The organism is Novosphingobium sp. BL-S-24 (assembly GCF_055521575.1).
In genome coordinates, this window is the sequence record NZ_CM145488.1 from 2,225,280 (window position 1) to 2,251,723 (window position 26,444).

The following is a 26,444-nucleotide window of genomic DNA, read 5'->3' on the forward strand; positions in this document are numbered from 1 at the left end:
GTAATTCGGTTGTGCTTACGGGCGTCAGGCGTAGACGTCGCCGCCGCCCTGGCGTTGTTCGTTACGATTGCGCGCGGGAGAACCGGACGGCTGCTGATCCTGCTGGCGGCCCGACGCCCCGCCCTCGCGGCGCGATTGCTGGCCACCGGAGGCATCGGCGCGGGCCTGCTGGCCCTGTCCGTTCCCGGCATTGGTCTGCGTCTGCTGTGCCTGGTTAGCCTGGTTCTGTTGCGAAGCGGAGGCATCCTGCCTGGGTTGCTCGCCACTGTTCGAGGTATTGGCGGCAAGCGTGGCGGCGGCGGCCTGAACCGCGCCCGCAAACTCGGGATCGTGGCTGGCGAGCGTGACGGAGAGACCGGCATCGTCCTGATGCATCTGCATCGTCACCCGGCCAAACTCGCCATGCGCCATCGCCGTACGCACGACATGTGGGCTTGCGGCCTCTCGCGCCTCGGCAAGGCGAGAGACCAGCGTGTCGAAGTCATGCGGAGTTTCGGAGACGGTGGGCGAAGGCGGGCTGGACCCATCGGGCGCGGCGACGGCGGGCGCAGAGTCCGAAACCATCTGCGGCACCATCGTGGCAGACGCCACCGGCTTGTGACCCAGTATGCTCGGAATCTCACGCTCTGGCGTGGTCGCGCTGTCGGCCTTGGCGTGCGGTTCTGCACTACGCGCGACGTGGTTCGGCGATGGCGCGCGGGTATCATCGGCGAGCGGTTCGTTGGCTCCTGCCTGCTGAACCGATGCCTCCGCTTGCAGTGCCGCCCGGGTCGTATTGGCGAGGATTGGTTGAGCTACCCCCTCCAGACGGGCACGCTCTTCGGGCGATTGAGTGCGTGGCGAAGCGACGGTAACGACATTCGGTGCATCTGCAGCGGGCTTGGCCTGAAGAGGCGCTTCGGTTGCCGCTGGCGCTTCTGCCGCAGTCTCGCCGGTGCGAGGGAGGGCGGCGGAAGTCATTGCAGCGGTCAATGGGGCGGATACGTGTGTCATGGCCTTCGGCAGAACGGCCTCTGCACGCTCGGTCACTGTGCCGATGGGAGTATCGCCGCGTTGCTGGGCGGCAATCGGGTTGTCCTTAACCGGTTTTGGCTGAGCGGTTTCCCCAATGGGAGTTGCTACCGCCTGAAGCGGCACATCTGCTTGTTCCACTATCGCCGCCACTGGGGCGACCACGATCGGCTCGGCCCCTGCTGGCGTAACGCGCCCTTCGATAGCGAAGCTGGCGGGTGTGGGCGAGGCTGCCGGGATGGCATCCGCCCTGACGATTTCGATCGGCTCCAGACGAACAGCCCGAACGTCCGCCGGGATCTCGCGCGCAACCGATTTGGTGACCTGCATCGGAGCGGCAAGGCTGGCAGTCTCGGCTTCCATCGCAACGGACCGCGGCAACGTTGGAGCAAACGACTGCGCAGCCGCCATGCTGACAACCGACGTCGCCACCGGCAGAGCAATCACGATCGGCGCGTCAACCAGAGTGCCTGCCTGCTTTTCGGCTGCAACGAGAGGGTCGGACGAGAGAGCGGGTTCGGCGGATGACTCCGGCTTGTCGCCGATGGGCAAGGCGGCAGACGGCAACATTTTGCCGCCGGATTTGCCGTCCTTGCCGTTGACGGCCAGTTTGCTGTCGGCAGGCGTTGCCGCTTCCATCAGCAAAGCTGCGATCGGCAGCGCGCCGGATTTCAGCGCGGCTTTCGTTGGCGCCATCGAAGCGGGGGTTTCGGGCCGAACCACCGCAGCGTTGGCGAGCGAGGCTGAAGGTTGGGCGTCCGCCTTGGTCGCGATCTGCTGAAGGAGCGAGGAACCCGTTGCCGCAGCTGGCATTTGCGTAGGCGAAGGCGCCGCGGCGCCAGCCTGCAGGGCCAGAGCCGCCAAGCCGTTCTGGGTCCCGGTCACGATTTCCGGCAGTGTCATTGCAGTGGGCAGGGGAGCGGCAATGCTGGGCTGGACCGCTGCCGCCACCGGTGTCGCGACTTGCGGCGCAGCGCTGAGCAAGGCGGCAAAGTCGGCCCCGGGCAGGCCCGGTCCGGAGCCGGCACCCGATGCAGTCTGCAAAAGGTTGGCTTGGATCGTCGGGGCGGTTGTCTGAATCATTCGGGGCCTGTCCTTGATGGCTTCACCCGATCTTATTCAAGATCCGTGCCATTTCCTCGGCGACTGGTGAGCACGGGATGCTGCGCTTTCGTCGCGATCACCCGCGCCTGGGCCGTGGCGCGGTCTTCGATCGCGGCGCGGCGGCGCTCCGCCTCGGCCAGCAATTGCTGCTTGGCATCGGCGATCGACTTGGCGCGCAAGGCGTCGCCATCGGTATTGCTGCTCAGGGTCTGCAGTCCGTTGACGAAGCGACCCACGTTATGAAGCGCCGCCCCATCACCAGCGTCGCGGCGGGCGGCGTAGTCCCTGGCAAGGCGGCGGGTGCGGTCGGACAGGGTGCGCAGCTGGGTCAGCGTGCCCTCTGCCTGGGCCGCTTCGGTCGCCGCCGTCTGCTTGGCGATCGCGCGCAGCTTTTCGAGCCGCTGCAGCCGGGCCAGTTTCTGCTTGTCGGCCGTCATAAACGGTTAGCCCAACAGCCCGGCGAGCTGCGCCGCGCTGGTATCGAGATCGACGACTTGGCCCTGTGCCTGGCACAAAAAGCCCGTGAGCGCGCCGTGCATGGCGATGGCGCGGTCAAGCTGCGCATCAGCGCCGGTGCGATAGGCGCCCATCAGCACGAGGTCGCGATTGGCTTCGTAGCTGGCGGTCAGTGCGCGGAACGTGCGCGCGACTTGCTGATGCGCGGGGCTGACGATGTCGTTCATCACGCGGCTGAGCGAGGCGGCAATATCGATGGCGGGGTACTGGCCGCGTTGGGCCAGGTCTCGCGAAAGGACGACGTGGCCGTCCAGGATCGAGCGGGCGGTGTCCACCACCGGATCGTCCTGGTTGTCGCCATCGGCCAGTACGGTGTAGAGGCCGGTGATCGATCCGCCGCTCGCCGCTGAATTGCCCGCGCGCTCGACCAGCTTGGTGATCGTGGCAAGTGCCGATGGCGGGTAACCGCGCGCCGCGCCGGGTTCGCCCAGCAGCAGGCCGATTTCGCGCGCCGCGTGGGCGACACGGGTGAGGCTGTCGAGGATCAGCAGCACGCGCTTGCCCTGCGCGCGGAAGTGCTCTGCCATCGAGGTGGCGAGCATGGCACCGCGCAGGCGCAGGTTCGGCGCATGGTCGGCAGGGACCGCGACGATCACCGTCTTGTGCTTCTTCTCATCGTTCATGTGGCGCTCGACGAAGTCGGAAACTTCGCGCGCACGCTCTCCGATGAGGCCGACGATGATGACGTCGGCGCTGGCGCCGTGCGCGATCATGTCGATCAGCACGGATTTGCCGACGCCCGATCCGGCCATGACGCCGATGCGCTGGCCGACGCCGAAGGTGGTGAGGGCGTTGAGAGCGCGCACGCCGGTATCGAAGCGGTGGCGGACGGGGCTGCGGTCAAGCGCGGACGTGCGCACGCCGCCTGCGGGCCACTCAAGGCGCGTGTGGATCGGCAGGCCGCCGTCGATCGGCAGCCCCTCGCCATCGACCGCGCGGCCAAGGAAGGCATCGCCCACTGGCAGCATGCCGGGATGGCCTTCGGGAACGACGCGCGCGCCGGGGCGCAGCAGGATCGTATCGCCCAGGAGCATCATCATCGTGCGCCCGTTGCGAAAGCCGATGACTTCAGCAGGAAAGGTCTTGTCGCGCCCGTTTGCCACGCGGCACATCGCGCCGACGGGGACGGACAGGCCGCTCACTTCGAGCAGGCCGCCGTCGCAGGCGGTGACGATCCCGAACCGGCGTGGCGACAGGTCGGCAGAGCCAGCGGCGAAATCGTCCAGGATCGAGGCGTAGCTCATCGCCCCGGATCAGGCCTGGTGCAGCGCTTCGGCGATGGCGAGACGCCAGGTGGCAGGACCATCCTCGACCCCGCCGGACGCCGTTTCCACGCGTACGGTGCCGCGCTCCAGGGAGGAGTCCGGCTGTACGGTGTAGTTGGCGCTCAGGCGGTGGGATACCAGATCGATGTCGGCGGGATGCAGGCGGACCACGCGTTCGTCGTCGGCGCGCGCCAGCATCGCGACGGCGCGGTCGATGCGCTGGGCCAGCGCGGCTTCATCGATGGCGAGGGGGGCGAGCGTCGCTTCGCAAAGCGCAGCGACGGTATCGCGCAGGCGCAGGCGAAGGTCTTCCGCCATCACCGCGTCGAGCTTGGCGAACGACAGCATCAGCGCTTCGCGCGCGGCATGATTGGCGATGGCATGGGCCTCTGCCTCCTCGCTGGCGAGCGCATGGCCATCGGTGTAGCCACGGCCATAGGCTTCGGAAACCGGATCGACCGCCTCTACCTGCATCATTGCCACTTCGCGCTCGGAAGGCGTGGGCACGGGAACGCCGCCGAAGCGCGCGTCCGGGCGAAAGCCTGCCGGGCGGCCCAGCGCCTCGACCAGCGAGATGCGCGGCCCCAGCGTCGATGCGTGCGGCACACTTACCCGACCGGGCGCGGCAGGCACCGGTGAGGTTTGGGCGAATGAAAATCCCATATCAGACATAGTCGTCGTCCCCGGCCCCGAACACGATCGTTCCATCGGCAGCCAGCTTGCGGGCCACCGCCACGACTTCCTTCTGCGCCGCGACCACGTCGGCCAGCTTTACGCGTCCACGTGCAGCGATTTCGTCGCGCACGCCATCGGCGGCGCGGCTCGACATCGCGCGGAAGAACACGTCGCGCTCGTCCTCGGAAATACCCTTGAGGGCGTCGATCAGCGTCTCGTTCGAGACATCGCGCAGCAGCGCGCCCATCGACTGCGGATCGAGGACGAAGAGATGCTCGAACTTGAACATCTCTTCCTCGATCTTCTTCGCCAGCATCTTGTCGCGCTTGGTCAGCTCGCCCATCAGACGCTTTTCCACGACCTTGCCGACGCCGTTGATGATCTCCGCGGCCTCGCGTGCGCCGCCCATCTGGAGGGGGCGCTGGCCATGGCTTTCGGTGATCCGGCGCGAAAGCAGTTCTTCCAGCATCTCGATCGCATGCGGCGCCACCGGGCCAAGCGTGGCGATGCGGTGGACGATCTCGGGCTGGATCTCGGCCGGGAGGCCATGAAGGACGGCGGCGGCGACTTCGGGATCGAGCTGGATCAGCAGCACGGCGATCGCCTGCGGGTGCTCGCCCTTAAGCAGCGGCACCAGCGCGTCCGGGGTCAGCCAGCGGGCGAGTTCCAGCGGCGAGGTTTGCGGCGCGGCGGCAGGCGCGATGCGGCGCATCACGTTGTCGGCCTTCACGTCGCCAACCGCACGGCTCATCATCGTGCGCACCTGACCGACGCGGTCGTGCGTGACGAGGCCCATGCGCTCGGTCTTGGCGACGAACCCGGCGATCGCCTCGGCGATGACGTCGGGGCTGATTTCGCCAAGCGCCACCATTTTTTCGCCCAGCAGGCGCAGTTCCTGCGGTTCCAGGGCGCTGAGGATATGCGTGGTCTGATCCTCGGCCAGCAGCATCATCATGATGGCGGCGGTGTCAGCAGCCTGGATAGGGGCCATGGCGGTCATTTATGCGGCTTTCGACTGAACTTCGGCGACGGGTTCGGCAAGCATCTGGCGCAGGACATGCACCGCGCTCTCGGGCTTTTCGGCGACGATACGCTGGGCCAGCCCAAGCTGGCGGGCGAGCAGATCGGCGCGGGTGGTCTGGACGTCCACGTCCACATCGACACCGTCCGCGCTGGCGAGCATCGGGCGGACCGGGGCGGCGGGCAGGGCGTCGATCGCATCGGCATCCGCCTCTGCGACGGCCGCGCCCTTCTTCGCCTTCTTGCCCTTGGCGGGCTTGTCGCCGCGCATAGCGTTGACCATCGGGCGCACGCCCAGCAGCAGGACGAGCAGCACCGCGAGGACCGCCGCGCCGTTGCGCACGATCGTGGCGAACCACGGCGTTTCGTAGAACGGAGTCGCTTCCTCGGCCACCGGCTCGAAGCTGCGGGTCACGATCTTGACCACGTCGCCGCGCTGCGGATTGGCGCCGACGGCGGCGCTGACCAGTGCTTCCAGATCGGCAAGGTCCTTGGCCTTGGCGCCCTTCAGCGCGTCGGCGCTGATGGCGACAGCCACAGTCAGGCGCTTGATGTTGCCCGGACCGGTTTCCGAAACCGAAACCTGACGGCCCAGTTCGTACGTCTTGGTAGAAGAGCTTTCACCGTTCGCCGGGAGAGGTCCGGCAGCGGCGGGATTGGCGGGCACGGTGCCCTGCGGCGCGCCGGCCACGGCCTGCGCGGCAGGCGGCGGCGTGTTCGAAAGCACGCCCGGAACGCCACCAGCCTGCGGCGCGGAGGCCGACTGGGACTGCTGCAGCGTTTCGGCGCGCACGACGCCGTCCTTGTCATAGCTTTCGCGTGCGGCGGTCACCTGGTCCATGTCGAGTTCGACCTGGGCCTCGGTGGTGAACTTGCCGTCGCCCAGCATCGGGGAAAGCAGTTGCGCGATCTGTTCGCGCAGCTTCGTTTCCATGCGCGACTGCATGTCCAGCCGGTCGTTTTCAGCGCCGTTGGTCCGGCCCTGCGAGAGCAGCTGGCCATGCTGGTCGATGACGCGCACGGCATCGGCCGAGAGACCCGGCACCGATCCGGCGACGAGGTTGACGATGGCGGAAACCTGGCTGTCGCTCAGCTGGCGGCCGGACTTCAGGCGCACCATGACCGAAGCGGTCGGGGCCACGTTGTCCCGCACGAAGACGGACTTTTCGCCCTCGGCAAGATGGACGCGGACCGAGTCTACGCCGTCGATCTGGCCGATGGTCAGCTGCAGGTCATGTTCGCGAGCGGAGCGCAGGCGTTCGCCTTCCAGCGTGCGGCTGGCGCCCATCGGCAGCTTGTCGAGCATCTGGTCGCCGGTTTCGGGTGTCGCCAGCGCGCCGTCCGATGCGACGAGCATGCGGGCCTTGTAGAAATCGCCTTCCGAAACAGACAGCGCGCCGGTCTGGTTGTCGATGCTGTACTTGATCTGCGCGGTGTCGAGCGCGCCGACCACGCCTGCGCGCTCGCTGTCGTCCAGCTGGGCGTAGAGCACCCGCTGCGGCGAGGGCGCCATCATGCTCCAGGTCAGGGCCGCGCCGCCGATGGCGGACAGGCCGATGAACATGGGCAGCATCTTCTTCACGGCGGGCTGCGCCGTGAACGAGGAGATGCGCGTCAGTACGCTGCCGCCCGACGCATCGGTCAGGGGCGAGAACATCGAGGCAGGCGCTGCGCCGCCGGTGGCTGGGACGAGATCGCTCATGGTCTACTACACTCCCATCCGCATGATGTCCTGGTACGCGGACAGCAGCTTGTTGCGGACTTGCAGGGTTGCTTCGAAGGCGACGCCGGCTTCTTGCCGGGCGAGCATGACCTTCGCTACGTCGGTAACTTCGCCCCGTTCGTAGGCGACGCTCAGGTCTTCCGACTTTTGCTGGACGGCGCTGACACCGTCGAGCGCGTCCTTCAGGGCCGAAGTGAAGCCGTTCGCCGGGCCTTGCGTGGCGGTGGTGGCGTTGGTCTGCTCGGCCGCCTGGGTCGAATGAATTTCACGCAGCAGGTCGTTGCGCGAGATGATCTGCTGGCGCAGCGCGAGGATCTGCTGGATCCCTCCGCCGCCAGCGCCGATGCCGGGGATGCCGCTCATCGACGGCCTCCGACCGCGGTGCGGCCGATTTCGATGCCAGCCTCACGCATGGAGGCAAGGCGGTAGCGCAGCGTACGCTCGGAGATACCGAGTTCGCGGGCGGCGCGCAGGCGGTTGCCGCCGCAAGCCTCAAGGGTCTCGACGATGGCGCGGGCTTGCGAGTTCTGGACGATGCTCGACAGCTTGCGGTCGGCTTCGCCGGCGTCGGCCGAAGCCGGGGCGATCGAGGCGACGGTGCGCTCGGCGATGTCGTAGTTGCCCATGTCGAGGCCACCGATGACGGGTGCGGTAACGAGACGGGCAGGGCTGTCGAAAACAATGTTTTCCGGCGTGATTTGGGCCCGGCCATGCGACAGCAGGAGTGCGCGGCGAACCACGTTTTCCAGCTCGCGAACGTTGCCCGGCCACGAATGCATGCGCAGCATGGCGAGCGCGCCTTCGGTGAAGCAGGGAACGACGCCGGTTGCCGGGCTGTGGCGCAGGGCCATCGCGAAGGCGAGCGGGGCGATGTCGTCCGAACGCTCCCGCAGCGGGCGCAGTTCGAGGGGGAAGACGTTGAGGCGGTAGAACAAGTCGGCGCGGAAGCGGCCCTGGGCGACTTCGGTCGGAAGGTCGCGGTTGGCGCAGGCGATGATGCGCACGTCCACCTTGATCGCCTTGGTGGAACCGATCGGCACCACTTCCTGCTCCTGCAGGGCGCGCAGCAGCTTGGCCTGAAGGGTCAGCGGCAGTTCGGCGATTTCGTCGAGCAGCAAGGTGCCGCCATCGGCAGCGCGCATGAAGCCTTCGCTGGCGGCGGTTGCGCCGGTGAAGGCGCCCTTCTGGTGGCCGAACAGCATGGCTTCCAGCATCGTCTCGGGCATCGCGGCGCAGTTTACGGCGATGAACGGGCCGGTGCGGCGGGGCGATCGGGTGTGGATGAAGCGGCTGAGCACTTCCTTGCCGGTGCCGGTGGGGCCGTTGATCAGGACGGGGATGTCGCTGGCCGCAAGACGCTCTGCCAGCGCGAAGACCGAAAGGCTTTCCGGGTCGGCGGCGATCGGGTCTTCCGGGCCGGCCATGGCGGCGAGCAACATCGCCAGCGCGCTTTCGCCTACCGGGTCGGAATACGTGATCGAGGCGTGCGATCCGCCTTCGCGGACGAAGGCCGAGACCGGGCCGCGCGCCATGCGCAGGCAGCGGGTGCGGGGACGCAACGGGGCATTGTCCGTCTCGCCACGGAAATCGATTGCAGCCGCGTCAAATAGCGAACCGGCAATCGCCTTGGCGCGCTGTATCAGCGGGCCGTGGAGGCGGAGCGTGTCTTCGTTGCAAACCTGGCCGAGCATACGGCTTGTGTCCCTTGGATAAGTAACCTGATCCCGAGGCCTCATATGCCGCATTAATGGTAATGGAATAGTTAATGGGGGGTCCGGACGGTGCTGCTAAGGGTATTGAAAAATAACGATTTGTTGTGTTCGTCGCCACTCCGGTTCCATTAAAATCGTGGTTGGTTCCCGGTTGGACTTAATTTTTTTCCGAATCGGTCGGTCTTGTCCCTGGCAGCGGGCTGGAAGGGCTGGCCGGTTGCGAGACCTTCGGGACACGAGAAAAGGGGACGGCAAATGTCAGTCATCAACACGAACATCAGCGCGATCCGCGCCTCGAACGCTTCCAACTCTGCCAACAAGATGCTGGGCACGGCGATGGAGCGCCTGTCGACCGGCAAGCGCATCAACTCGGCCAAGGACGATGCCGCCGGCCTCGCCATTGCGACGTCGATGACCTCGCAGATCAAGGGCATGAGCCAGGGCATCCGCAACGCCAACGACGGTATCTCGCTGGCCCAGACCGCTGAAGGCTCGCTCTCGGAAGTCAGCAACATGCTGCAGCGCGTCCGCGAACTGGCGATCCAGTCGGCATCGGGCACCTATCAGAGCTCTGACCGCGCCGCCATGCAGCAGGAAGTCACCGCGCTGACCACGCAGATCACCTCGTCGATCACGCAGACCAAGTTCAACGGCAACACCCTGATCTCGACGACCTCGGGCACGGACGTCACCTTCGACATCCAGACCGGTTCGAACTCGGGTGAAAAGGTGACGCTCACCTCCAAGGCGATCAACGGCGCGAACCTCACCGCCTCCTCGCTCGACGTGACCGACGCCACCAAGGCCGCCTCGACGCTGACCGCGGTCGACAACGCCCTCAAGGACGTGAACGCCACCCGCGCTTCGCTTGGCGCCGGCCAGAACCGCCTCGAATCGGCGATCAACAACCTGACCAACAACGTCACCAACCTCTCGGACGCCAAGAGCCGCATCGAAGACGCCGACTACTCGGCCGAAACGACCCAGATGGCCAAGGCCCAGATCCTGAGCCAGGCATCGACCGCGATGCTCGCACAGGCCAACCAGAGCCAGCAGAACGTCCTGTCGCTCCTGCGCTAAGCGCAACCGCGACACCGACAACGACCTTCCCGTCCCCGGGTAGGTCCCAGCCCGGCGGTCAACAGACCGCCGGGCGTTTCGGCGTCTGGATTACAGGTAGCGCTTATGCGTCTGCCTGATCCCGCGTCGAGGCCGGTCGCGTGACCGCACCACTCTGCCGCAAACGGCGCGCATCCAGCGCTGCGGTCGCTACGCCATGTAACAGTGTCGAGGCGTATTTTACGCACCGAAATCCGCGCACATATAATATAGAATCCCGCGCGCGCGTGAGCGCTGCTTTTTGTGGGCCATTCACGCACTGCATTGGCAGCAGTCTCTGCGGTCCTGGATGCGAGAGGAGCGCGCTCTCCATCGCTGGCATGAGATGCTTCAACCATCCATGACATCACTCGTGCAGGCGCTGGGCGAACCATTTTTCCGTTCAGTAGATCAGTCGTCATTGAGGGATCAGCGTCCCGTCGTTCGTCCTCCTGGCATGACGCATTCCATCGGTCCGTGGGGCTGATGTGGGACCGTGTGGTCCCTCGCAGCCGGATTGGCCGGTCGTCCAGCAGGCCACCTTGGAAGGCCGCTCTCAGCACAAACGCTCGCGACACACGCAAGAAAGGCCCGGCGCATCGAGCGCCAGGCCATCAATAGGTGTCGTGCTGCTGAGTGAGGGTCAGTCGAGCAGAGTGATCGAGATGCGCCGATTGCGCGGGTCGTGTGGATCGGCGGGGATCAGCAGTTCCTTGTCGGCAACGCCTTCGATGCGGCGGAAGCGATCTTCCTTGATGCCGTCGCGCATCAGCGCCTGGCGAGTGGCCTCGGCACGGCCTGCGGAGAGCGACCAGTTGTTGCCGTACGTTCCCGGACGATAGGGCAGGGCATCGGTGTGGCCGCGAATGGTGAGTCCGGCGCCCGGTCCTCCCAGTGCTTCGCCGAGCGCGCCCAGCAAATCACTCGCCTCTGTAGTTAGCACCGTGGTGCCTACACGGAACATCGAGAAGTTGGCGTCATCCACCAGATCGATGCGGATGCCTTCGGTGGTGTCCACAAGGCGCACCTGCCTGGCGAGACGGCGCAGGCGTTCGGTGGATTGCAGCTTGGCTTCCACTTTGGCGCGCTGGCTCTTCCGAGCGCCTTCCTTGGCGCCGCCGGTGGTGTCACGCGGGATGGTGATGGCCTTGTTGCCGCTGCCGCCCGGGTGAGGCAGCTTGTCCTTCGCGGTCAGCGAGGTGCCGCCCAACAGGCCGGTCCCCGATCCCGACTGCGCGGACCGGTTCTTGACCAGCGTCGGCGAGAAATAGTCGGCGATTCCGCGACGCTGCTTTTCGGTGGTGGCGCCAAGGATCCAGAGCAGCAGGAAGAACGCCATCATCGCCGTCACGAAGTCTGCATAGGCGACTTTCCATGCGCCGCCGTGATGGCCGCCGGCGACCACGGTGACTTTCTTGACGATGATGGGCCGTACCGGCTCGTCAGGCTTCTTTGCCATGGCGTCGAATTCCTTAGCGGCCGCGCATCGCGTCGAGCAGTTCGGTCAGGCTCGGGCGGAAAGCATGGCCAAGGCCGGAGCGGGCCGATTCGACGACCAGCGGCTGTGGCCAGCCGTGCAGCGAGGCGATGATCACCTGCTTTACGGCGTGGAAGATCTGTTCGTCCTGTTCCAGCACCTGCTTCAGGCGGCCAGCCATCGGCGCGACGATGCCATAGGCCAGCAGCACGCCCATGAACGTGCCGACAAGCGCCGAGCCGATCATCGAACCCAGGATCGACGGCGGCTTGTCGATGGAGCCCATCGTCTTCACCACGCCCAGAACCGCCGCGACGATACCCAGCGCAGGAAGCGCGTCGGCAAGGCCCTGCAGGGCGTGTTGCGCTTCATGCTCTTCGTGGAAATGGGTCTTGAGGCCGTTGTCGATAACGTCTTCGACCGCGTGCACTTCCAGCGTTCCGGAAGACACGACGATCAGCGTCAGCGTATCGGCAATGACATGGACGAGCGCCTCGTTGGCGAGCAGGCGCGGAAATTCAGCGAAGATCGCGGAAGACTTGGGATCGCTGACATGGCTTTCCAGGGCTACCGGACCATCCGAACGCAGGATCTTCATCAGGCGCGAGGTCAGGATGATCGCGTCTACATGGTCCTGCTTGTTGTGCCTGGGGCCCTTGAAGACCTTTTTCAGCCCGCCGCCGATGCCCTTCAACTCGTGCATAGAGTTGCCGGTGACGATCGCGCCGATGGCGGCGCCGCCGATGATCAGCATCTCGTGCGGGATGGCATGCATGACCGGGCCAAGCGCGCCGCCGGTGATCGCGAAACCGCCAAAGACCATCACCAGCAGGATGACGACGCCGATGATTGCAAACATGGTTAACTGTCCTCTGTGGCAAAAACCCCGGCGCCCGGGCGGGAGCCGGGGCTGGGGACTGGTTTCGTCGTCAGCGCAACTGGTCGAAAAGGCTGAGGCCGGCGAGCTTGGTGAAGCTGGCCTGGCTGGCTTCCAGCACGGTCAGGGTTTCCTGCAGTCGTGCCATGGTGGCGGCGATGTCGGTGCCGCCGATATCGGCTTCCTCGGTGGAGCGCAGCTCGCCAAGGTTGGTCCGGCGTTCGGTGGTGAGTTCGATCCAGGCGAGCCGGGTGCCGACCACGGTCTGGTTGGTGGTAAGCGTGTCCAGCCCGGTCTGCAGGTTGGCCATGGCATCGCCGGCCGCAGCCGCGGTTCCGCTGCCCCCGGCCTTGAGCGCATCGGCCAGGGCCTTGACGGTGGCCATGACGTCGGTCTGCACGCCGTTCTTGCCCGTGAAAGATAGGAACTGCGGGCCGGTCATCGAACGGGTCACGCTCTGGCCTTCGCCAAGCGGCAGCTCTTCGGTCGTCGCCGTGCCGATGTAGGTCGCATTGCCCGAGGCATCGAGCTGGTAGGCGTCGCCCGTGCTTTCGCCGCCGAACAAGGCGTGGCCGCTGGAATCGCGCGCGTTGCTGAGAGCGAGGAGGTTGGACTGGATCTGCTCCAGTTCGGTGCCGATCGCGCCGCGCTGTTCGTCGGTCAGGGTGGCGGACGATGCGCGTGTCGCCAGTTCCTGAGCGCGGATGATCGCATCGGCCATGTCCGACATGGCGGAGTCGGCCAGCGTCAGGTCGGCATTGGCGCGGTTGGCGTTGGTGGTGTCGATTTTCGACAAGGATTCCATGCGCGACAGCATGCGCAGGCGCGATGCGGCGACTGGATCGTCGGACGAGCGCGTGAGGCGGTTGCCACCAAGCTGGGCCTGCATCGTCTCGGCCTGGGAACGCAGGCTCTTCATGTCGAGGCGCGAGCGTTCGTAAAAGGCGCCGGTGCTGGTCGAGATGGATGTCATGTCAAAACCTAACGGATGCCGAGGATGGAGTCGAAGAGGTCGGAAGCGACCTGCATGACGCGGGCCGATGCCTGGTAGGCTTGCTGGAAGCGAACGAGGTTCACCGCCTCGTCGTCCAGGTTGACGCCGGCCTGCGCCTGCAGCGATACTTTCGCGGTGCTGGCGATCGAGTTCAGCGCATCGCGTGTCACGGTACGCCCGGCGACGGCGCTGGAAATGCTGAACAGCAGCGTATCGACGTCGCCCGAGGGATCGGCCGAGGCCATGGCGCTGCGCATGCTGTTGAGGTTGGTCACGTCGCGGCTGTTGGCGGCAGACCCCAGCGGCGCGGTGGCGATTGCACTGCCGCTGGCGGCGACCATTTTCATGTCGGCGGCGCCAGTGCCAGAAAACAGCGCCTGACCCGCCGCGCCGTTCAGATCGGCGCCCGTGGCCTGCGCGTTGTTGATGGTGGTCATCACGCTGGTGGCGATGGTGTCCAGCTTTGCCTTGGTATTACCTACCTCGACCAGAGCCTGCGCCTTTCCGGCAAGCGCGCCGCCGCTGAGGGTGACAGGCTGGCTGTTGACCGCGAAGGAGAGAGTGCCGTTGGCCGCCGTCGACATCGACAGCGAATTGGCGGTGGCACCCGAAACCAGCGCTGAGCCGGTCGGCCCGCCAAGCATGACGGACACCGTCTTGTCGGGATTGATGGTGGTGGTGATGTCCGCCTGGCCGCTCAGTTGCTGCAGGAGCAGGTCGCGCTGATCGAGCAGGGCGGTCTGGTCGCTGGACGAATCGGTGGCGCGCATCAGGCGCAGGTTCACGCGCGCCAGTTCACCAGCCACGCGGTTGACCTGAGTCACGCCGTCGGTCGCTTCGAACTGCAGGCCGCTGGCGACGGCATCAAGGCTCTTGGACGCGGTGTTGAACGTCTGCGACATGGTCCGGCCGTCCTCGACGACCTGGGCGCGCAGCGATCCGTCGGTGGGATCGTTCAGCAGCTGCTTGAGGCTGCCTTCGAACGCCACGACCGAATCGAACACGCCGGTCTGTTCGACGGCGGTCTCGATATTTTCCAGCCCCTGCACTTCGGCAGTGGCGCGGGCGGCGTCGGCACCGGTGCGGCGCACTTCGGCCTGACGGAACACGTCGGCGTTGCGCACGATGCCGGTGATCCGCGCGCCCGCCAGGTTTACGGCGGTGGGCGCGGCGTTAAGCGTGCCGGCGTTGACCTCAGCGACGTTGACCGAGCGCCGGACATACCCCTCCGACGAGGCATTGGCGATGTTGTTCGCCGTCACGTCCAGCGCCGCGCGGGCGACGCGGGCGCCGGATTTGCCTATCGAGAGAAGGTCTGAAGACATCGCTTACTGTGGTCCCGTGGTCGTTGCCGGAGCGGCAGCGCTGGTGCTGGAAGGCGTTGCCGCTCCATTCGCCGATTCGGCGGGCAGGAAGCGTTGCATCTGCGCCTCGATGATCTTGGCGAGGCCGATGTTTCCGGTCTGCACCGTCGCGTCGGCGAAGTGCTCGTCCTGAAGCTGGCGGAAGGTTTCGAGGGCCTGTCCGCTGGACAGATCGCCCACGCCGCCGTCCCCGCTGAAGCTGGTCTTGCGGGCCGAGGCGAGCATCTCGCGAACGAACACGGCTTCGAACTGCTTGGCGACGGTGTGCAGTTTTTCGCGGTCGGTGGCCGTCGCCTTGCTGGTCATGCCCGGCGCGGATGGCAGGATGACGCTCATATCACGACCATCTCAGCCTTGAGGGCACCCGCTTGCTTGAGCGCTTCAAGAATGGCGACAAGGTCGGAGGGCGTAACACCCAGCATGTTGAGCGCATCGACAACCTTGGAGAGCGAGGCTCCACCCTTGAACAGGGCGACCGAACGCTGCTCTTCGCTGACCGATACGTTGGAGTTCTGCTCCACGGCGGTGCGGCCACGGCTGAAGGGGGCGGGCTGAACCACGGTCGGGTTCTCGTCCACGCGGACCGTCAGCTTGCCGTGGCTGATCGCGGCGGGCGAGAGGCGGACGGCGGAGTTGATGACCACGGTGCCGGTGCGACTGTTGACGATGACGCGGGCGGGCGTTTCCGCCGGGTCGATGTCGATCATCTCGATCGCGGCCATCACGCTGGCGCGGGTGTTCGGATCGGGCGGCAGGCGCAGGGCCAGCGTCACGCCGTCTTCCACCGCCGCCGTGCCGGGCAGGCGCAGGTTGATGGCATCACGAACGCGCGCGGCGGTGAGGAAATCGGCGTTGAACAGGTTCCAGCGCAGGGTGTCGCCGCTGTCGAACCCGGTAGCGACCGCGCGTTCCACGCTGGCGCCTTCGGCGATGCGGCCCACGGTGGGGATATTGACGGTGACCTTTGAGCCATCGCGACCCGACGCATCAAGGCCGCCCACGGCAAGGTTACCCTGCGCCATGGCATAGACCTGGCCGTCCGCGCCGATCAGCGGCGTCAGGATCAGCGCGCCGCCGCGAAGCGACTTGGCCTTGCCGATGGTGGAAACGGTAACGTCGATGCGCTGGCCGGGCTTGGCGAAAGCGGGCAGGTCTGCCGTTATCATCACGGCGGCTGCGTTCTTGAGGCCGGGGGAAACGCCGGGCGGCAGGGTCAGGCCCATGCGGCCGGACACGCCCTTCATCGCCTGCGTCAGGTATTCCAGATTGTCGTCGCCCGTGCCCGGCAGACCGACGACGATGCCGTAGCCGGTCAGCTGGTTGGAACGGACGCCCTGGAACTGGCCCAGATCGCGTACGCGCTCGGCATGGGCGGGGGCGGCAAGAGCCGTCAGCGCGCCCAGGATGCCGGCACAAAGCTTGAAGAAGGTCGAGTTCATTCCGGTCACCGTCAGAAGGGCGAGATCATGTTGAAGAAGCGGCCAAGCCACCCCTGCTTGCTGGCCTGCTGCAAGGCGCCCTTGCCGGTGTATTCGATACGGGCATCGGCAATGCGGCTGGACAGCACCTGGTTATCCTCATCGATGTCAGCCAGACGGACGATGCCGGAAAACCGGACCCATTCGTCACCCTGGCTGATCAGCATCTTCTTTTCCCCACGAACGAGCGCGGTGCCGTTGGGACGGACCTCCGCGATGGTGACGGCAAGTGTCGAATCGAGCGTGCTCGTTTGCGCCGCGTTGCCGGAACCATTGAACGTCGAGTTCGAGCTGGCTTTTAGGGCATTAGGGTTAAGAAACGATAACAGCCCTGCAGTTGGCGGCGTAATCGATGCGCCACCGGCCTTGCCGCTCTTGGAACTGACGGCCTTGGCGGCGGTCGTCACTTCGACCAGCCGGATCGTCAGCGGATCGCCGATCGCGGCGGCGCGGGTACCACGGTAGAGCGGGGCGTAGCCGGACGAGACGTTGAAGATGCCGCCCGTCGGCGCGGCCACCGGAACCGGCGCCATCACCGGCAGCGTCGGCTCGTAACCGCTGGGCTGCGGCGCCTTCTTCGCCAGCGCGGGGGCGGCGTGCAGGCCGATGCACAGCACGGCGATGCCGAACGTGCCGGCAAGCAGACGCGTCATCGCCTGGCGACCGGAAGAGGTGGGGGTGGACGCAAGGGCGGTCATCGTCTTCATCACAGTGTCTGGTTGGCGTTGCGCAGCATCTCGTCCACGGCCGAGATCATCTTGGAATTGATTTCGTAGGCGCGCTGCGTCTCGATCATGTCGACCAGTTCCTCGACCACGTTGACGTTCGAGGATTCGAGCATGCCCTGGCGAATGTGGCCACGGCCCTGTTCGCCCGCGATGCCGATCTGCGCCGGGCCGCTGCCTGCGGTTTCCAGCATGAAGTTGTCGCTGGCGGACTGCAGCGCCACCGGGTTTGTGAAGCTGGCGATGGTGATCTGGCCCAGCTGGCTCGGCTCTGATTGTCCGGCAAGCTGCGCGGATACGGTGCCGTCATCCGAAACCGTGATCGACGTCGCGCCTTCGGGCACGGTTATGCCCGGCTGCACCGGATAGCCCTGCGACGTCACCAGCTGGCCTTCGGCCGTGCGGCTGAAATTGCCGGCGCGGGTATAGGCGAGCTGGCCGCCGGGAAGCTGGACCTGGAAATAGCCGTCACCATCGAGCGCCATGTCGAAGGAATTGCCGGTGGTCTGCAGCGAGCCTTGCGTTTCCATGCGCGTGGTGGACTGCACCGCAACGCCGGTGCCCAGGTTCAGGCCGGTGGCATAGGACGTCTCGGTGGACGACTGGGCACCGGCAACGCGCGTGTCCTGATAGGCCAGCGTCGCGAAGTTGGCGCGGTCGCGCTTGAAGGCGGTGGTCGATACGTTGGCGAGGTTGTTGGCGATCACGCGCATGCGCGTGTCCTGGGCCTCAAGCCCGGTGCGGGCGACCTGAAGAGCGGAACTTGGCATTGTCTATAACCTTTCTTGAAAGGGTTAGCCGTCGATACGCATCAGGCGCGTGCCGGCCTCGTCAAGCTGGCCAGCGGTCTGGACAAGCTTGGTGCGCATGTCGAACAGCCGCTGGGCGGCGATCATTTCGACAAGCACTTCGGAAGGATTGACGTTGGACTGCTCCAGCGCGCCGGGGATCACCTCGGCATTCTCGTCAACCGGCAGGATCCCGCCATTGGGGACGCGGAACTGACCGTCCACGTCCTTGGCGATTTTCGTGCCGGTGGTGCTGACCAGCTTGATCTTGTCGACCACCGTGGGCGCGGCCTCGGGCGTGCTCGGATCGCGCGACAGCACGCTGCCGTCGGGACCGATCGTCACGGTCGATCCGGGGGGCACGCTGATCGGGCCGGACTGGCCGATGACCGGCAATCCTTCCCCGTTCTGCAACACGCCGGTCACGGTGATCGAAAGATCGCCGCGCCGGGTGTAGCTTTCGTTGCCGTCCATGGCTTGAACCGCCATCATGCCATCGCCCTGCATCGCGATGTCGAGCGGGGCGTTCGTGCGGTTCAAGCTGCCTGCCTTCATCGATGCACCGGTGACCTCGGTGCTCGACATCGCGCGCACCTCCACCTGCTGGCCTTCCAGAGTGGTCGGCGTCGCCTGGAGGATTTCTGCCTTGAAGCCCACGGTCTGCGCATTCGCCATGTTGCTGGCGATGACGCGTTCGCGGTTCATCGAGGCGTTCATCCCCGAGACGGCGGTGTAGATCAACCGGTCCATCGTATGTCGCTCCTATGTGGTTTTAGGTGCGCAGGTTGATGACGGTCTGCGAGATCTGCGTGGCGGTATCGATCGCCTTCGCGTTCGCCTGGAAATACCGCTGGGCGCTGATCAGTTCGACCAGTTCCTCGGCGATATCGACGTTCGAACGCTCGATCGAACCCGAGTTCAGCGACCCGAAGGCAGCCGTTCCGGGAGCCCCGTAAGAAGGCGCACCGGACTTGCCGGTGGCATGCCAGCTGGAGTCACCAACCTGCTTCATCCCGGTAGGAGCGATGAAGTTGGCAAGGGCGACAGTACCCAGCGTAAGGCTCGACGCATCGTTGTAGGTCGCCACGACCTGGCCCTGCGAATCGATGGTAACGCTGGCGTAGGGCGAGCCATTGTTGGTCGTCGGGATCTGCGCGTCCTGCCGCGTCGTCATGTCGGGCGCGCCGTTGACGGTCGGGAAGATCTGCATGCGCGACCCTTGGGTGTTCTTGATAAAGCCATTGCCATCGACCGAGAACGACCCGTTGCGCGTGTATTCGGTTTCGCCCGAAGTCGGCGAGACGGTGGTGAAGAAGCCTTCACCGGCGATCGCCACGTCCAGCGCGTTGCCGGTCTGCTCAAGCGCGCCGAGCGTGAAGTTCTGCTGGATGGTGGCGACGCGCGAGCCGATGCCGGTGGTGAGGCCCGGGTCGGTGACGACCGACGACGAGATGATGTCGGCGAACTGGGCGGTGCTCTTCTTGAAACCGTTGGTTTCGGCGTTCGCAATGTTGTGAGCGATGACGTTGAGTTCGGTCTGAGCGTTCTTCAGGCCGGTGAGCGAAGTGTAATAGGACATTTCGAGGTACTCCGAAAAAAGGTCAGACGGACTTGGTCTGGGCGGCGGCGAGGGCGGCGATCGCGTCGCCGGTGGAATTCTGGGCAGTGACCAGGGTATCGAGCTTGGTGGAGATGGCCTTAAGCGTGTCGCCCATCTCGGTGGTCCCGGCGAGGGAGGAGAACTGGGCCATCTGGGCCAGCATTTCCTTCTGATCGACGGGATCGAACGGGTCCTGCTGCTGAATTTGGGTGGTCATCAGCTTCAGGAAATCGCCGGAGTCCATGGCGGCGAGCGAAGTCTTCTTCGTCGCGGTGGTCGCCGCAGCGGCGGTGGAAGTTGCGGAAGTTACGGTCATTTCATCCTCATCGTTTCGAGCATGAGTTGCTTGGCAGTGGAAAGGGCCTCGACCATGTTGGTGTACTGGCGTGAGGCTTCGAGCATCTCGACCATTTCCGCGTTCTCATCGACGGGAGCAGACCACACGTCGCCGTTTTCATCGGCTAGGGGGTGGTCGGGATTGTGCTGGCGGACCGCGGCAGTCTGTTCACGCATCACGCCGGAGACGGACACGGTAGAAAGACCGCTCTGGCGGTCGAGGTCTTCGGCGAAGACCGCGCGGATCGGTTTGTAGGCACCTTGCTCGCTGCCCGAAACGGAGCCGGCATTGGCAAGGTTGGAGGCGGCCGCGTTCATGCGCACGAGCTGTGCGGACATGCCACGCTGGGCCACGCCGAAAAGATTGAGGGGGCCGCTCACGCTTATTCTCCCCGCAGCGCGCGCTTGACGGTATCAACCCGTCCGCGAATGAATTCGAGCGTGGTTGAATAGCCGACCGCGTTCTCTGAGAAAGCGAGCTGTTCGTTTTGCAGTTCGACGGTGTTGCCATCGAGCGAGGGCATGACCGGCACGCGGTAGAGCGTTGCCGAACTTGCCGCCTTGTCGATGTTGGCACCGGCATCGGCAGCGCGCATGGCGGCGCCGAAGTCGATATCGCGCGCCTTGTACCCCGGGGTGCCGGCGTTGGCGATGTTGGAGGCAAGCAGGCCCATTCGCTGCGATCGCAGCTCCAGTGCCTTGCCATGAATGCCAAATAAGTCTTGCGACATCGAATTGGGTATCCCGAACTTGTGTGCCCGGTGTTTCGCAAAAGGCGTGCCAGTTTGCGCAAGGCACTGTTCGGAGTCGGAAATTTTCGGTTGGGCATCATTCGGATGCGGGGCCTCGAACCCAGCAAGTGACTGTAATATTGAGGTAATATCGAGGTAATAAGTGACACCGGTGAATTCAGGGGACAGCCTTTGCCGGTCCCTTCCGGGCCATTTGTCCAGTTGCTATCGCCCGATCGAATGAGGCGCCAGGACCCTTGCCCTGCCAACCGGCAATGTCTTGCCGGTAAGCGGCAAATGTACGCCTTGGGCTGAATTTGCCGGCCAAGTGCCGTTCTGCTCGTTTAAATGGAGTACGGCCGATGATCTCCCACAGCCTGTTTGACCCGCTCGGCGCAGCGATCGTCGTGGGGGGCACGTGTCTTGCCACGGTTTTGCGATGTGGCGTTGGCGATACGCGCACGGCGTTCGCCGCCGTCGGTCGGCTGTTCCAGCCACGGTTCAAAGCGTCGCAAGCGCGGGCTGACCTTGCCGGGCAAGTCCAAGAAATCCAGCAAGATGGCCTGATCAGGGCGGAGGCCCATCATGTCGGGGACGAGGAATTTGACGATGTCACGGACGCCCTGATCGGATCGCGGTCGATGTCGGCTCTTCATGAGGCCCACGTAGCTCACAAGCGACGTCGCCTGGGCCAGAACCGTCGCGCGATCCGCACCCTGGAGCAGGCGGCAGAACTGTCCCCCGTATTCGGTCTGGCGGGCACGCTGGTATCGCTGACTCGCCTGCCCGCTGATCCCGGCGCGGCATCGGACTTTACCGGAGCCATTTCAATGGCGGTGCTGACGACGCTGTACGGATTGCTGCTGGGCAACTTGCTGTTTGCGCCGCTGGCCCGCATGATAGCCCGCCGCGCGGCGCGCGAGGAAACCGAACGTCAGCGCGTACTCGACTGGCTGGCGCAGCAGGTCGCAGGCGCAGTGCCCAGTGCCGGCAAGGCAAGATGAGAGGCAAAAGCACGTTCGGCTGGCAGACTTCGCTCGCCGATCTTTCCCTTATATTGTTCATGCTGGCAGCGGCGTCGCTGCATAATCGTCCCCCGGCATCCAAGCAAAATCCTGCCTCGCCGCAGTCCGAACCGTTGGCTGTCTATGATGCAACGCCAGACAGTCCGTCTTTGTCCGCTTGGCTCGATCAGCAGGCGGTCGATCCGCGCCAGCAACTGACCATCACGGCACGGTACGGATCGCAGCCCGGATCACGGGAGGCCGCTCTCAGGGACGCCGTTCGGTTATTGAACGAGGCCGGAGCGCATGGCGTTTCTGCACGCATCGTCGTGGAGCCTGGTTCCGGCCCCGTTCGCGTCGCTCTCGCCTACGATGTCCCGCCGACGCTTCGGGACTGAACAGGCTAAGTTTGGCACGGTGCTTGCTGTAAAGGCGCGGTACGCATTTCGCGCAAAGGGTATTCAATGCCAGCAAGCCTATTAGTTCTGGCCGCCGTCGCGTCCGCATCGTTTGCGGACCTGGACGCCATCGATCGGCAGGTCGCCGCTTTCACCGGCGCTCCGGCCGGGGAAATGGGGGGCGCATCCACGCCGGTCGATCGTCGCCTGCGCCTTCAACCGTGCCGCGCAGGGGTTGCCCTGTCGTGGCGCACGCCGGCGCAGGATAGCGTGGTGGTGCAGTGTGGGGATCCGTCAGGGTGGCGCCTGTTCGTTCCCGTCCGCAGCGCTGGTCCGGCAGGACAGGGCGGGGCCGTCGCCATCACGCGCGGAGATGCCATAGCCATCGCGGTTTCCGGGGATGGCTTCACGGTATCACAACCCGGCGAAGCCATGGATTCCGGCCCGGTGGGCGGATGGATCCGGGTTCGCCCCGCTTCCGTTCCCGCTGGCAGCCTTGCCGCCAGAAGCCAGGTGATGCGCGCGCGGATCGAACGCCCCGGGCTTGTTTCGGTGCCGCTTCCCTGACTTTGATTGCCGCTTGCCGGAGTGACGGCAAACAGTTGCCGGTTTTAGGTCATGCAGGCGTTTTGCCGAATTCCTTGAATGTATGTCCCTGATTTCAAGTCCTAAAACACCAACTGCAAAAAGCTGCCGCCACCCCCTTTAAATTGCCGCTCAACGGTCGTCCTAGTTATCAGGACATCTCAAGGAGCGGCAAAATGCCACCGATCGAAGTGGGGTCGACGCAGCGCATCGGCGCAGTCGATACCAGGCTGGCCCGCGTAACGGGCAACGAAACGAATACGGTCGCCGCTGCCGGCTCGGTAGCGAAGGCCCAGACTTCAACCCCCGTCTCGGCGGCTCCGGCTGTGGAGACATCGAAAGCACTGGATCCTGGTGCTGCGCCGGTCGACACCGACCGCGTCGCCATGATCCGCAAGGCGGTGGAATCGGGCACCTACCCGATCGTCCCTGCCAAGATCGCCGACGCGATGATCGCGGCCGGCATGCTGCTGAGGAGCGCGCATTAAGATGTCACAGTCCCACCATCGCGAGAACGAGCTGAAAGGCGCTCTGCGGCAGATGCTTGCCGTTCTCGAGGACGAACGGCAGGCGCTTGCCGGCCTCGACCTGGATGCGATCGTGGGAACCACGCATGACAAGGACCGTCTGTGCGGTACGCTCGAAACCATCGACGCGATCCACATGGACGAGGAATGCCGCGGCATGCTGGATACGGCCCGCCGTCTGAACGAGGTAAACCGCCAGGTCCGCAATATCATCGCGTCCAACGTGACGCGCCGATTGAACGCGTTGACCGGCAGTCCGCAGCTTTATCGCATCCCTCCGGCCTATGCGAGCGCCGCGCGCGGCTAGGCTGTTAACCACTCCACGCCATTTGGCACGGCTCTTGCTGATAAGCTCCCGGTGAATGTTTCGCCGGGAGTTTTCGTTTGAGCGACGGACAAGTCTTTGCACGGGCCGGAAGCCTCGCCGTAAACGGCGGATCGCAGGTGCGTTCCGCCATTGCGCAGGCGGCGGAAGCCACGGGTGTCGATTTCCAATACCTCATGGCGCAGGCCAAGCTGGAATCGAGCATGGACCCCTCGGCGCGGGCATCCACGTCGAGTGCGGCGGGCCTGTACCAGTTCACCTCCGGCACCTGGCTCAGCACCATGGATCGCCACGGCGCGGAACATGGCATGGGGTGGGTCAGCGACGCGATCCGGGGCGGTTCAATCGCCAACCCGGCGATCCGCGCGCAAATCATGGGCCTGCGCTATGACCCGCAGGTTTCTGCACTCATGGCCGGTGAACTGGCCGCAGACAACCGCGCGGACCTGACGGCACAACTAGGCCGCGAACCCGATGCGGCAGAGTTGTACCTCGCCCATTTCCTCGGTTCTGCCGGTGCAGGGCAATTTCTTGCCGCTCTTGCCAACAATCCGGGGCAAAGCGCTGCCGGCATCCTGCCCAAAGCGGCTGCTGCCAACCGTTCGATCTTCTTTGCCGGCGGCGCACCGCGCTCGGTCGGTCAGGTCATGGCGCTGATGCGCGACAAGGTATCGGGCGCCATGGAGGGCGGCGATTTCCAGTCCGGCTATGCCGTCGAATGGGCGCAGAACGATCCGAGCATCGGCGGGGTATCCGGAGGCTTGGAAGCCGCTGCCTATCAGCCATCGGGTCCGATCGCTCGTGAATTCCATGCCGGGCGACCGGCTGCAGCCGCCCCTTCGGGCGGCGCGGCGCGATCCATGGCGGACACGTTGCAGTCCGCCTTCGGAACCACCGGCACCGCCGCATCGGGCCATGTCCGCGATGCTTACGCCAAGCTTGCAAGGCTGGGGCTCTAAAGCATGTTCTCACGCATTCGTAACCCCGGCGCGATAGCGCTTCCGGCGGGCATCATGGTCCTCATCGTCCTGATGATCGTGCCAGTGCCCGCGTTCGTTCTCGATGTCGCGTTCGTCCTCAACATCGCGCTGTCGGTGGCGGTGCTGATGGCCGCGATGAACGCGGAAAAGCCGCTGGACTTCTCGGCCTTTCCTTCGGTTCTGCTGTTCGCCACCCTGCTGCGCCTGTCGCTAAACGTGGCTTCCACCCGCGTCGTGCTGGTGCATGGCCACGAAGGCGAAGCGGCTGCCGGCAAGGTCATCGAAAGCTTCGGCGCGTTCCTGATCGGCGGCAACTTCGCGGTCGGCATCTTCGTGTTCCTGATCCTGATGATCATCAACATGGTCGTCGTCACCAAGGGCGCTGGCCGTGTTTCGGAAGTGTCCGCGCGCTTCACCCTCGACGCGTTGCCCGGCAAGCAGATGGCTATCGACGCCGACCTTGCTGCCGGCCTGATGACCGCAGATGAAGCCAAGGCCCGCCGCCGCGAAGTGGCGACCGAAGCCGATTTCTACGGTTCGATGGACGGTTCGTCCAAGTTCGTGAAGGGCGACGCGATCGCTGCCCTGCTGATCCTTGGCGTTAACATCATCGCCGGTTTCTGCCTGGGCATGATCAGCCACGGCTTGTCCGCTTCGGAAGCCGCGCAGGCGTACATCACCCTTGCCATCGGTGACGCGCTGGTCGCACAGGTGCCGTCGCTCCTGCTCTCGATCGCCGCCGCCGCCATCGTTACCCGCGTTTCGGACAGCCGCGACCTTGCCGGTCAGATTGGCAACCAATTTGCCGCCCCCGGTACCTGGTTGCCGGTGGCCGTCGTGCTTGGCGCGATCGGCATGATCCCGGCGATGCCACAGAGCATCTTCCTCCCGGCATCGGCGCTCGCCTTCTGGTTGTGGCATTCGCTGCGCAAGCGGGCTGAACGCGCGCTCATCGCCTCCACCACCGTGGTCGAAGAGCCGGTCGCGCCTGCCGATCCGTCCAAGATCGAGCTTGACGATGTGTCCGACCATACCCTCGTCACCATTGAGCTTGGCTATGGCCTGGTGCAGCTGGTGGATGAACGACGCGGCTCGCCCCTCGTCACGCGCGTGACCGGCGTGCGCAAGCAGCTGAGCCAGTCGTTCGGCTTCATCGTTCCGCAGTTCCGCGTGCGTGACGCGCTGGACATGCCGCCGCATGACTATCGCATCGTCCTTGGCGGCGTGAATCTTGGCGGCGCATCGATCCGCGCGGACAAGGTTCTGGCGATCGACGCTGGCGAAGCGCGGCCCGGCCACGGTCTTCGCGGCGAGCCGACGTTCGACCCGAGCTTCGGCTGCCCGGCACTGTGGATAGACCCCGCCGCGCGCGATCACGCCACGGCGGAAGGTTTCCTTACCGTTGATCCCGGCACGGTTATCGCAACGCATCTTAACCAGCTGCTTTCAGCCCGTCCGCAGGATCTGCTCGGCCCGGATCAGGTGCGCGCGCTGATCGACTCGCTCAAGGAACACTCTGCTGGTCTGGTCGAAACCGTCCACCCGCAGCCGCTCAGCCTCGCCGCAGTCACCCGCCTCCTGCGCGCACTTCTCGAAGACCACATCCCGATTTCGCATCTGGTCCCGATCTTCGCCAGCCTTTCACGCGCGGTGCAGCTGACGGCGGATCACGATCGCCTTGTCGAACTGGTGCGCACCGATCTGGGCGCGCTGATCGTCGGACGCATCTGCCCGCCGAACCAGCGCCTGCCGGTCGTCACGCTCGACGCCGGGCTGGAAAATGCGATCGTTCAGGGCATGCTCGATCCGGCCACCGGCCAACCGGTCATCGAACCCGATCTGGCGCGCATGATCGGCGAGCGTATCGGCGCGCTTGGTGACGAACGTGGTCCCGGCGCGATCCCGCTGACGCTGGTGGTCCAGCCGCGTGCCCGCCGCGCGCTCGCCGCGCTGCTGCGCCTGCGTGCGCCGACGTGCCTGGTGCTTTCGATATCCGAACTGCCCGCGACCCAGCCGATCGAAGTCATCGACGTCATCGGCGCGGCCCCGCCCCATGAACCGCGCGGCCTGCCCGCGCCTGACGACTACGATCAAGAGAGCATGGCAGCATGAACCACGATCAGACCGCCTT

The 26,444-nt window shown here is 65.3% G+C and carries 29 protein-coding genes; 8 read left to right on the forward strand and 21 right to left on the reverse strand.

The genetic code is table 11. The features are described from left to right. Nucleotides 1-24: 24 nt before the first annotated feature. Genes ACZ1JM_RS16075 through ACZ1JM_RS16110 form a run of 8 tightly spaced genes read right to left on the reverse strand, consistent with a single transcriptional unit; the run spans nt 25 to nt 9,005 of the window. On the reverse strand, nt 25-2,094 hold the full coding sequence (locus ACZ1JM_RS16075; protein WP_465133362.1) for a hypothetical protein: 2,070 nt from the start codon (nt 2,092-2,094) through the stop codon (nt 25-27). A 32-nt stretch (nt 2,095-2,126) separates the two neighbouring features. After that, nucleotides 2,127-2,552: a hypothetical protein gene (locus ACZ1JM_RS16080; RefSeq protein ID WP_465133363.1), complete on the reverse strand. Its 426-nt coding sequence runs from the start codon at nt 2,550-2,552 to the stop codon at nt 2,127-2,129. A 6-nt stretch (nt 2,553-2,558) separates the two neighbouring features. After that, on the reverse strand, nt 2,559-3,875 hold the full coding sequence (locus tag ACZ1JM_RS16085; RefSeq protein WP_465133364.1) for a FliI/YscN family ATPase: 1,317 nt from the start codon (nt 3,873-3,875) through the stop codon (nt 2,559-2,561). Nucleotides 3,876-3,884: 9 nt separating this feature from the next. Next, the gene (locus ACZ1JM_RS16090) at nt 3,885-4,559 is read right to left on the reverse strand and encodes a FliH/SctL family protein (RefSeq protein WP_465133365.1); all 675 of its coding nucleotides are present in this window, start codon (nt 4,557-4,559) and stop codon (nt 3,885-3,887) included. 1 nt (nt 4,560) lies between these two features. Then, the gene (gene fliG / locus ACZ1JM_RS16095) at nt 4,561-5,571 is read right to left on the reverse strand and encodes a flagellar motor switch protein FliG (RefSeq protein WP_465133366.1); all 1,011 of its coding nucleotides are present in this window, start codon (nt 5,569-5,571) and stop codon (nt 4,561-4,563) included. After that, nucleotides 5,572-7,293, reverse strand: a complete 1,722-nt coding sequence (gene fliF / locus ACZ1JM_RS16100; RefSeq protein WP_465133367.1) for a flagellar basal-body MS-ring/collar protein FliF — start codon at nt 7,291-7,293, stop codon at nt 5,572-5,574. A gap of 6 nt (nt 7,294-7,299) precedes the next feature. Further along, nucleotides 7,300-7,677 carry a flagellar hook-basal body complex protein FliE gene (gene fliE / locus ACZ1JM_RS16105; RefSeq protein ID WP_465133368.1) on the reverse strand — a complete coding sequence of 126 codons (378 nt, stop codon included), beginning with the start codon at nt 7,675-7,677 and terminating at the stop codon, nt 7,300-7,302. Then, a complete protein-coding gene (locus ACZ1JM_RS16110) occupies nt 7,674-9,005 on the reverse strand; it encodes a sigma-54 interaction domain-containing protein (RefSeq protein ID WP_465133369.1) in 1,332 nt (443 codons plus the stop codon). Before ACZ1JM_RS16110 ends, fliE begins: the two co-directional genes overlap by 4 nt. A 276-nt stretch (nt 9,006-9,281) precedes the next feature. Between ACZ1JM_RS16110 and ACZ1JM_RS16115 the strand changes: the two genes are divergently transcribed. Further along, nucleotides 9,282-10,106, forward strand: a complete 825-nt coding sequence (locus tag ACZ1JM_RS16115; protein ID WP_465133370.1) for a flagellin N-terminal helical domain-containing protein — start codon at nt 9,282-9,284, stop codon at nt 10,104-10,106. Nucleotides 10,107-10,767: 661 nt separating this feature from the next. On the opposite strand, the gene ACZ1JM_RS16120 is transcribed toward ACZ1JM_RS16115, so the two are convergent. The 13 genes from ACZ1JM_RS16120 to flgB all read right to left on the reverse strand — a co-directional run bounded on the left by ACZ1JM_RS16120 (nt 10,768) and on the right by flgB (nt 20,494). After that, the gene (locus ACZ1JM_RS16120; RefSeq protein ID WP_465133371.1) at nt 10,768-11,583 is read right to left on the reverse strand and encodes a flagellar motor protein MotB; all 816 of its coding nucleotides are present in this window, start codon (nt 11,581-11,583) and stop codon (nt 10,768-10,770) included. A 13-nt stretch (nt 11,584-11,596) separates the two neighbouring features. Then, nucleotides 11,597-12,460, reverse strand: a complete 864-nt coding sequence (gene motA, locus ACZ1JM_RS16125; RefSeq protein WP_465133372.1) for a flagellar motor stator protein MotA — start codon at nt 12,458-12,460, stop codon at nt 11,597-11,599. A gap of 70 nt (nt 12,461-12,530) precedes the next feature. Continuing rightward, the gene (locus ACZ1JM_RS16130; RefSeq protein WP_465133373.1) at nt 12,531-13,451 is read right to left on the reverse strand and encodes a flagellin N-terminal helical domain-containing protein; all 921 of its coding nucleotides are present in this window, start codon (nt 13,449-13,451) and stop codon (nt 12,531-12,533) included. Nucleotides 13,452-13,459: 8 nt separating this feature from the next. Beyond that, nucleotides 13,460-14,797 carry a flagellar hook-associated protein FlgK gene (flgK, locus tag ACZ1JM_RS16135; protein ID WP_465133374.1) on the reverse strand — a complete coding sequence of 446 codons (1,338 nt, stop codon included), beginning with the start codon at nt 14,795-14,797 and terminating at the stop codon, nt 13,460-13,462. Nucleotides 14,798-14,800: 3 nt separating this feature from the next. Then, nucleotides 14,801-15,172 carry a rod-binding protein gene (locus ACZ1JM_RS16140; protein WP_465133375.1) on the reverse strand — a complete coding sequence of 124 codons (372 nt, stop codon included), beginning with the start codon at nt 15,170-15,172 and terminating at the stop codon, nt 14,801-14,803. Beyond that, complete coding sequence (locus tag ACZ1JM_RS16145) at nt 15,169-16,275, reverse strand: flagellar basal body P-ring protein FlgI (protein ID WP_465133376.1); 1,107 nt, start codon at nt 16,273-16,275, stop codon at nt 15,169-15,171. Before ACZ1JM_RS16145 ends, ACZ1JM_RS16140 begins: the two co-directional genes overlap by 4 nt. Before the next feature lie 11 nt (nt 16,276-16,286). Then, nucleotides 16,287-17,021 carry a flagellar basal body L-ring protein FlgH gene (locus tag ACZ1JM_RS16150; RefSeq protein ID WP_465133377.1) on the reverse strand — a complete coding sequence of 245 codons (735 nt, stop codon included), beginning with the start codon at nt 17,019-17,021 and terminating at the stop codon, nt 16,287-16,289. Further along, a complete protein-coding gene (gene flgG / locus ACZ1JM_RS16155; protein WP_465133378.1) occupies nt 17,021-17,809 on the reverse strand; it encodes a flagellar basal-body rod protein FlgG in 789 nt (262 codons plus the stop codon). The genes ACZ1JM_RS16150 and flgG overlap by 1 nt, the downstream gene beginning before the upstream one ends. A gap of 24 nt (nt 17,810-17,833) precedes the next feature. Next, nucleotides 17,834-18,577 carry a flagellar basal body rod protein FlgF gene (locus ACZ1JM_RS16160; RefSeq protein WP_465133379.1) on the reverse strand — a complete coding sequence of 248 codons (744 nt, stop codon included), beginning with the start codon at nt 18,575-18,577 and terminating at the stop codon, nt 17,834-17,836. 22 nt (nt 18,578-18,599) lie between these two features. After that, nucleotides 18,600-19,406, reverse strand: coding sequence for a flagellar hook-basal body protein (locus ACZ1JM_RS16165; protein ID WP_465133380.1), 807 nt, complete (start codon nt 19,404-19,406; stop codon nt 18,600-18,602). A gap of 22 nt (nt 19,407-19,428) precedes the next feature. Beyond that, nucleotides 19,429-19,743, reverse strand: coding sequence for a flagellar hook capping FlgD N-terminal domain-containing protein (locus tag ACZ1JM_RS16170; RefSeq protein WP_465133381.1), 315 nt, complete (start codon nt 19,741-19,743; stop codon nt 19,429-19,431). After that, nucleotides 19,740-20,102 carry a flagellar basal body rod protein FlgC gene (gene flgC / locus ACZ1JM_RS16175; RefSeq protein ID WP_465135103.1) on the reverse strand — a complete coding sequence of 121 codons (363 nt, stop codon included), beginning with the start codon at nt 20,100-20,102 and terminating at the stop codon, nt 19,740-19,742. The genes ACZ1JM_RS16170 and flgC overlap by 4 nt, the downstream gene beginning before the upstream one ends. A gap of 44 nt (nt 20,103-20,146) precedes the next feature. Continuing rightward, complete coding sequence (gene flgB / locus ACZ1JM_RS16180) at nt 20,147-20,494, reverse strand: flagellar basal body rod protein FlgB (protein ID WP_465133382.1); 348 nt, start codon at nt 20,492-20,494, stop codon at nt 20,147-20,149. 362 nt (nt 20,495-20,856) lie between these two features. Here flgB and ACZ1JM_RS16185 point away from each other — a divergent pair, with 362 nt between their 5' ends. From ACZ1JM_RS16185 to ACZ1JM_RS16215, 7 genes are all read left to right on the forward strand, one after another. Further along, nucleotides 20,857-21,498 carry a MotA/TolQ/ExbB proton channel family protein gene (locus ACZ1JM_RS16185; RefSeq protein ID WP_465133383.1) on the forward strand — a complete coding sequence of 214 codons (642 nt, stop codon included), beginning with the start codon at nt 20,857-20,859 and terminating at the stop codon, nt 21,496-21,498. Beyond that, entirely contained in the window at nt 21,495-21,896 is a 402-nt protein-coding gene (locus ACZ1JM_RS16190) for a hypothetical protein (protein ID WP_465133384.1), read from the forward strand. Before ACZ1JM_RS16185 ends, ACZ1JM_RS16190 begins: the two co-directional genes overlap by 4 nt. 66 nt (nt 21,897-21,962) lie before the next feature. Further along, nucleotides 21,963-22,463: a flagella basal body P-ring formation protein FlgA gene (locus tag ACZ1JM_RS16195; RefSeq protein ID WP_465133385.1), complete on the forward strand. Its 501-nt coding sequence runs from the start codon at nt 21,963-21,965 to the stop codon at nt 22,461-22,463. A gap of 194 nt (nt 22,464-22,657) precedes the next feature. Next, nucleotides 22,658-22,969, forward strand: a complete 312-nt coding sequence (flgM, locus tag ACZ1JM_RS16200) for a flagellar biosynthesis anti-sigma factor FlgM (RefSeq protein ID WP_465133386.1) — start codon at nt 22,658-22,660, stop codon at nt 22,967-22,969. Between the two features lies 1 nt (nt 22,970). Further along, nucleotides 22,971-23,315, forward strand: coding sequence for a flagellar protein FlgN (locus ACZ1JM_RS16205; protein ID WP_465133387.1), 345 nt, complete (start codon nt 22,971-22,973; stop codon nt 23,313-23,315). A gap of 137 nt (nt 23,316-23,452) precedes the next feature. After that, nucleotides 23,453-24,292 (forward strand): transglycosylase SLT domain-containing protein, encoded by an 840-nt coding sequence (locus tag ACZ1JM_RS16210; protein WP_465135104.1) that lies wholly within the window; start codon nt 23,453-23,455, stop codon nt 24,290-24,292. Nucleotides 24,293-24,295: 3 nt separating this feature from the next. Then, nucleotides 24,296-26,425: a flagellar biosynthesis protein FlhA gene (locus tag ACZ1JM_RS16215; RefSeq protein ID WP_465133388.1), complete on the forward strand. Its 2,130-nt coding sequence runs from the start codon at nt 24,296-24,298 to the stop codon at nt 26,423-26,425. Nucleotides 26,426-26,444 lie beyond the last annotated feature (19 nt).

Excerpts from the sequence above, each read along its gene's own strand:
- ACZ1JM_RS16075 (WP_465133362.1), bottom strand. The coding sequence starts at position 2,094 with ATGATTCAGACAACCGCCCCGACGATCCAAGCCAACCTTTTGCAGACT.
- ACZ1JM_RS16080 (WP_465133363.1), bottom strand. The coding sequence starts at position 2,552 with ATGACGGCCGACAAGCAGAAACTGGCCCGGCTGCAGCGGCTCGAAAAG.
- ACZ1JM_RS16085 (WP_465133364.1), bottom strand. The coding sequence starts at position 3,875 with ATGAGCTACGCCTCGATCCTGGACGATTTCGCCGCTGGCTCTGCCGAC.
- ACZ1JM_RS16090 (WP_465133365.1), bottom strand. The coding sequence starts at position 4,559 with ATGGGATTTTCATTCGCCCAAACCTCACCGGTGCCTGCCGCGCCCGGT.
- fliG (WP_465133366.1), bottom strand. The coding sequence starts at position 5,571 with ATGACCGCCATGGCCCCTATCCAGGCTGCTGACACCGCCGCCATCATG.
- fliF (WP_465133367.1), bottom strand. The coding sequence starts at position 7,293 with ATGAGCGATCTCGTCCCAGCCACCGGCGGCGCAGCGCCTGCCTCGATG.
- fliE (WP_465133368.1), bottom strand. The coding sequence starts at position 7,677 with ATGAGCGGCATCCCCGGCATCGGCGCTGGCGGCGGAGGGATCCAGCAG.
- ACZ1JM_RS16110 (WP_465133369.1), bottom strand. The coding sequence starts at position 9,005 with ATGCTCGGCCAGGTTTGCAACGAAGACACGCTCCGCCTCCACGGCCCG.
- ACZ1JM_RS16115 (WP_465133370.1), top strand. The coding sequence starts at position 9,282 with ATGTCAGTCATCAACACGAACATCAGCGCGATCCGCGCCTCGAACGCT.
- ACZ1JM_RS16120 (WP_465133371.1), bottom strand. The coding sequence starts at position 11,583 with ATGGCAAAGAAGCCTGACGAGCCGGTACGGCCCATCATCGTCAAGAAA.
- motA (WP_465133372.1), bottom strand. The coding sequence starts at position 12,460 with ATGTTTGCAATCATCGGCGTCGTCATCCTGCTGGTGATGGTCTTTGGC.
- ACZ1JM_RS16130 (WP_465133373.1), bottom strand. The coding sequence starts at position 13,451 with ATGACATCCATCTCGACCAGCACCGGCGCCTTTTACGAACGCTCGCGC.
- flgK (WP_465133374.1), bottom strand. The coding sequence starts at position 14,797 with ATGTCTTCAGACCTTCTCTCGATAGGCAAATCCGGCGCCCGCGTCGCC.
- ACZ1JM_RS16140 (WP_465133375.1), bottom strand. The coding sequence starts at position 15,172 with ATGAGCGTCATCCTGCCATCCGCGCCGGGCATGACCAGCAAGGCGACG.
- ACZ1JM_RS16145 (WP_465133376.1), bottom strand. The coding sequence starts at position 16,275 with ATGAACTCGACCTTCTTCAAGCTTTGTGCCGGCATCCTGGGCGCGCTG.
- ACZ1JM_RS16150 (WP_465133377.1), bottom strand. The coding sequence starts at position 17,021 with ATGAAGACGATGACCGCCCTTGCGTCCACCCCCACCTCTTCCGGTCGC.
- flgG (WP_465133378.1), bottom strand. The coding sequence starts at position 17,809 with ATGCCAAGTTCCGCTCTTCAGGTCGCCCGCACCGGGCTTGAGGCCCAG.
- ACZ1JM_RS16160 (WP_465133379.1), bottom strand. The coding sequence starts at position 18,577 with ATGGACCGGTTGATCTACACCGCCGTCTCGGGGATGAACGCCTCGATG.
- ACZ1JM_RS16165 (WP_465133380.1), bottom strand. The coding sequence starts at position 19,406 with ATGTCCTATTACACTTCGCTCACCGGCCTGAAGAACGCTCAGACCGAA.
- ACZ1JM_RS16170 (WP_465133381.1), bottom strand. The coding sequence starts at position 19,743 with ATGACCGTAACTTCCGCAACTTCCACCGCCGCTGCGGCGACCACCGCG.
- flgC (WP_465135103.1), bottom strand. The coding sequence starts at position 20,102 with ATGTCCGCACAGCTCGTGCGCATGAACGCGGCCGCCTCCAACCTTGCC.
- flgB (WP_465133382.1), bottom strand. The coding sequence starts at position 20,494 with ATGTCGCAAGACTTATTTGGCATTCATGGCAAGGCACTGGAGCTGCGA.
- ACZ1JM_RS16185 (WP_465133383.1), top strand. The coding sequence starts at position 20,857 with ATGATCTCCCACAGCCTGTTTGACCCGCTCGGCGCAGCGATCGTCGTG.
- ACZ1JM_RS16190 (WP_465133384.1), top strand. The coding sequence starts at position 21,495 with ATGAGAGGCAAAAGCACGTTCGGCTGGCAGACTTCGCTCGCCGATCTT.
- ACZ1JM_RS16195 (WP_465133385.1), top strand. The coding sequence starts at position 21,963 with ATGCCAGCAAGCCTATTAGTTCTGGCCGCCGTCGCGTCCGCATCGTTT.
- flgM (WP_465133386.1), top strand. The coding sequence starts at position 22,658 with ATGCCACCGATCGAAGTGGGGTCGACGCAGCGCATCGGCGCAGTCGAT.
- ACZ1JM_RS16205 (WP_465133387.1), top strand. The coding sequence starts at position 22,971 with ATGTCACAGTCCCACCATCGCGAGAACGAGCTGAAAGGCGCTCTGCGG.
- ACZ1JM_RS16215 (WP_465133388.1), top strand. The coding sequence starts at position 24,296 with ATGTTCTCACGCATTCGTAACCCCGGCGCGATAGCGCTTCCGGCGGGC.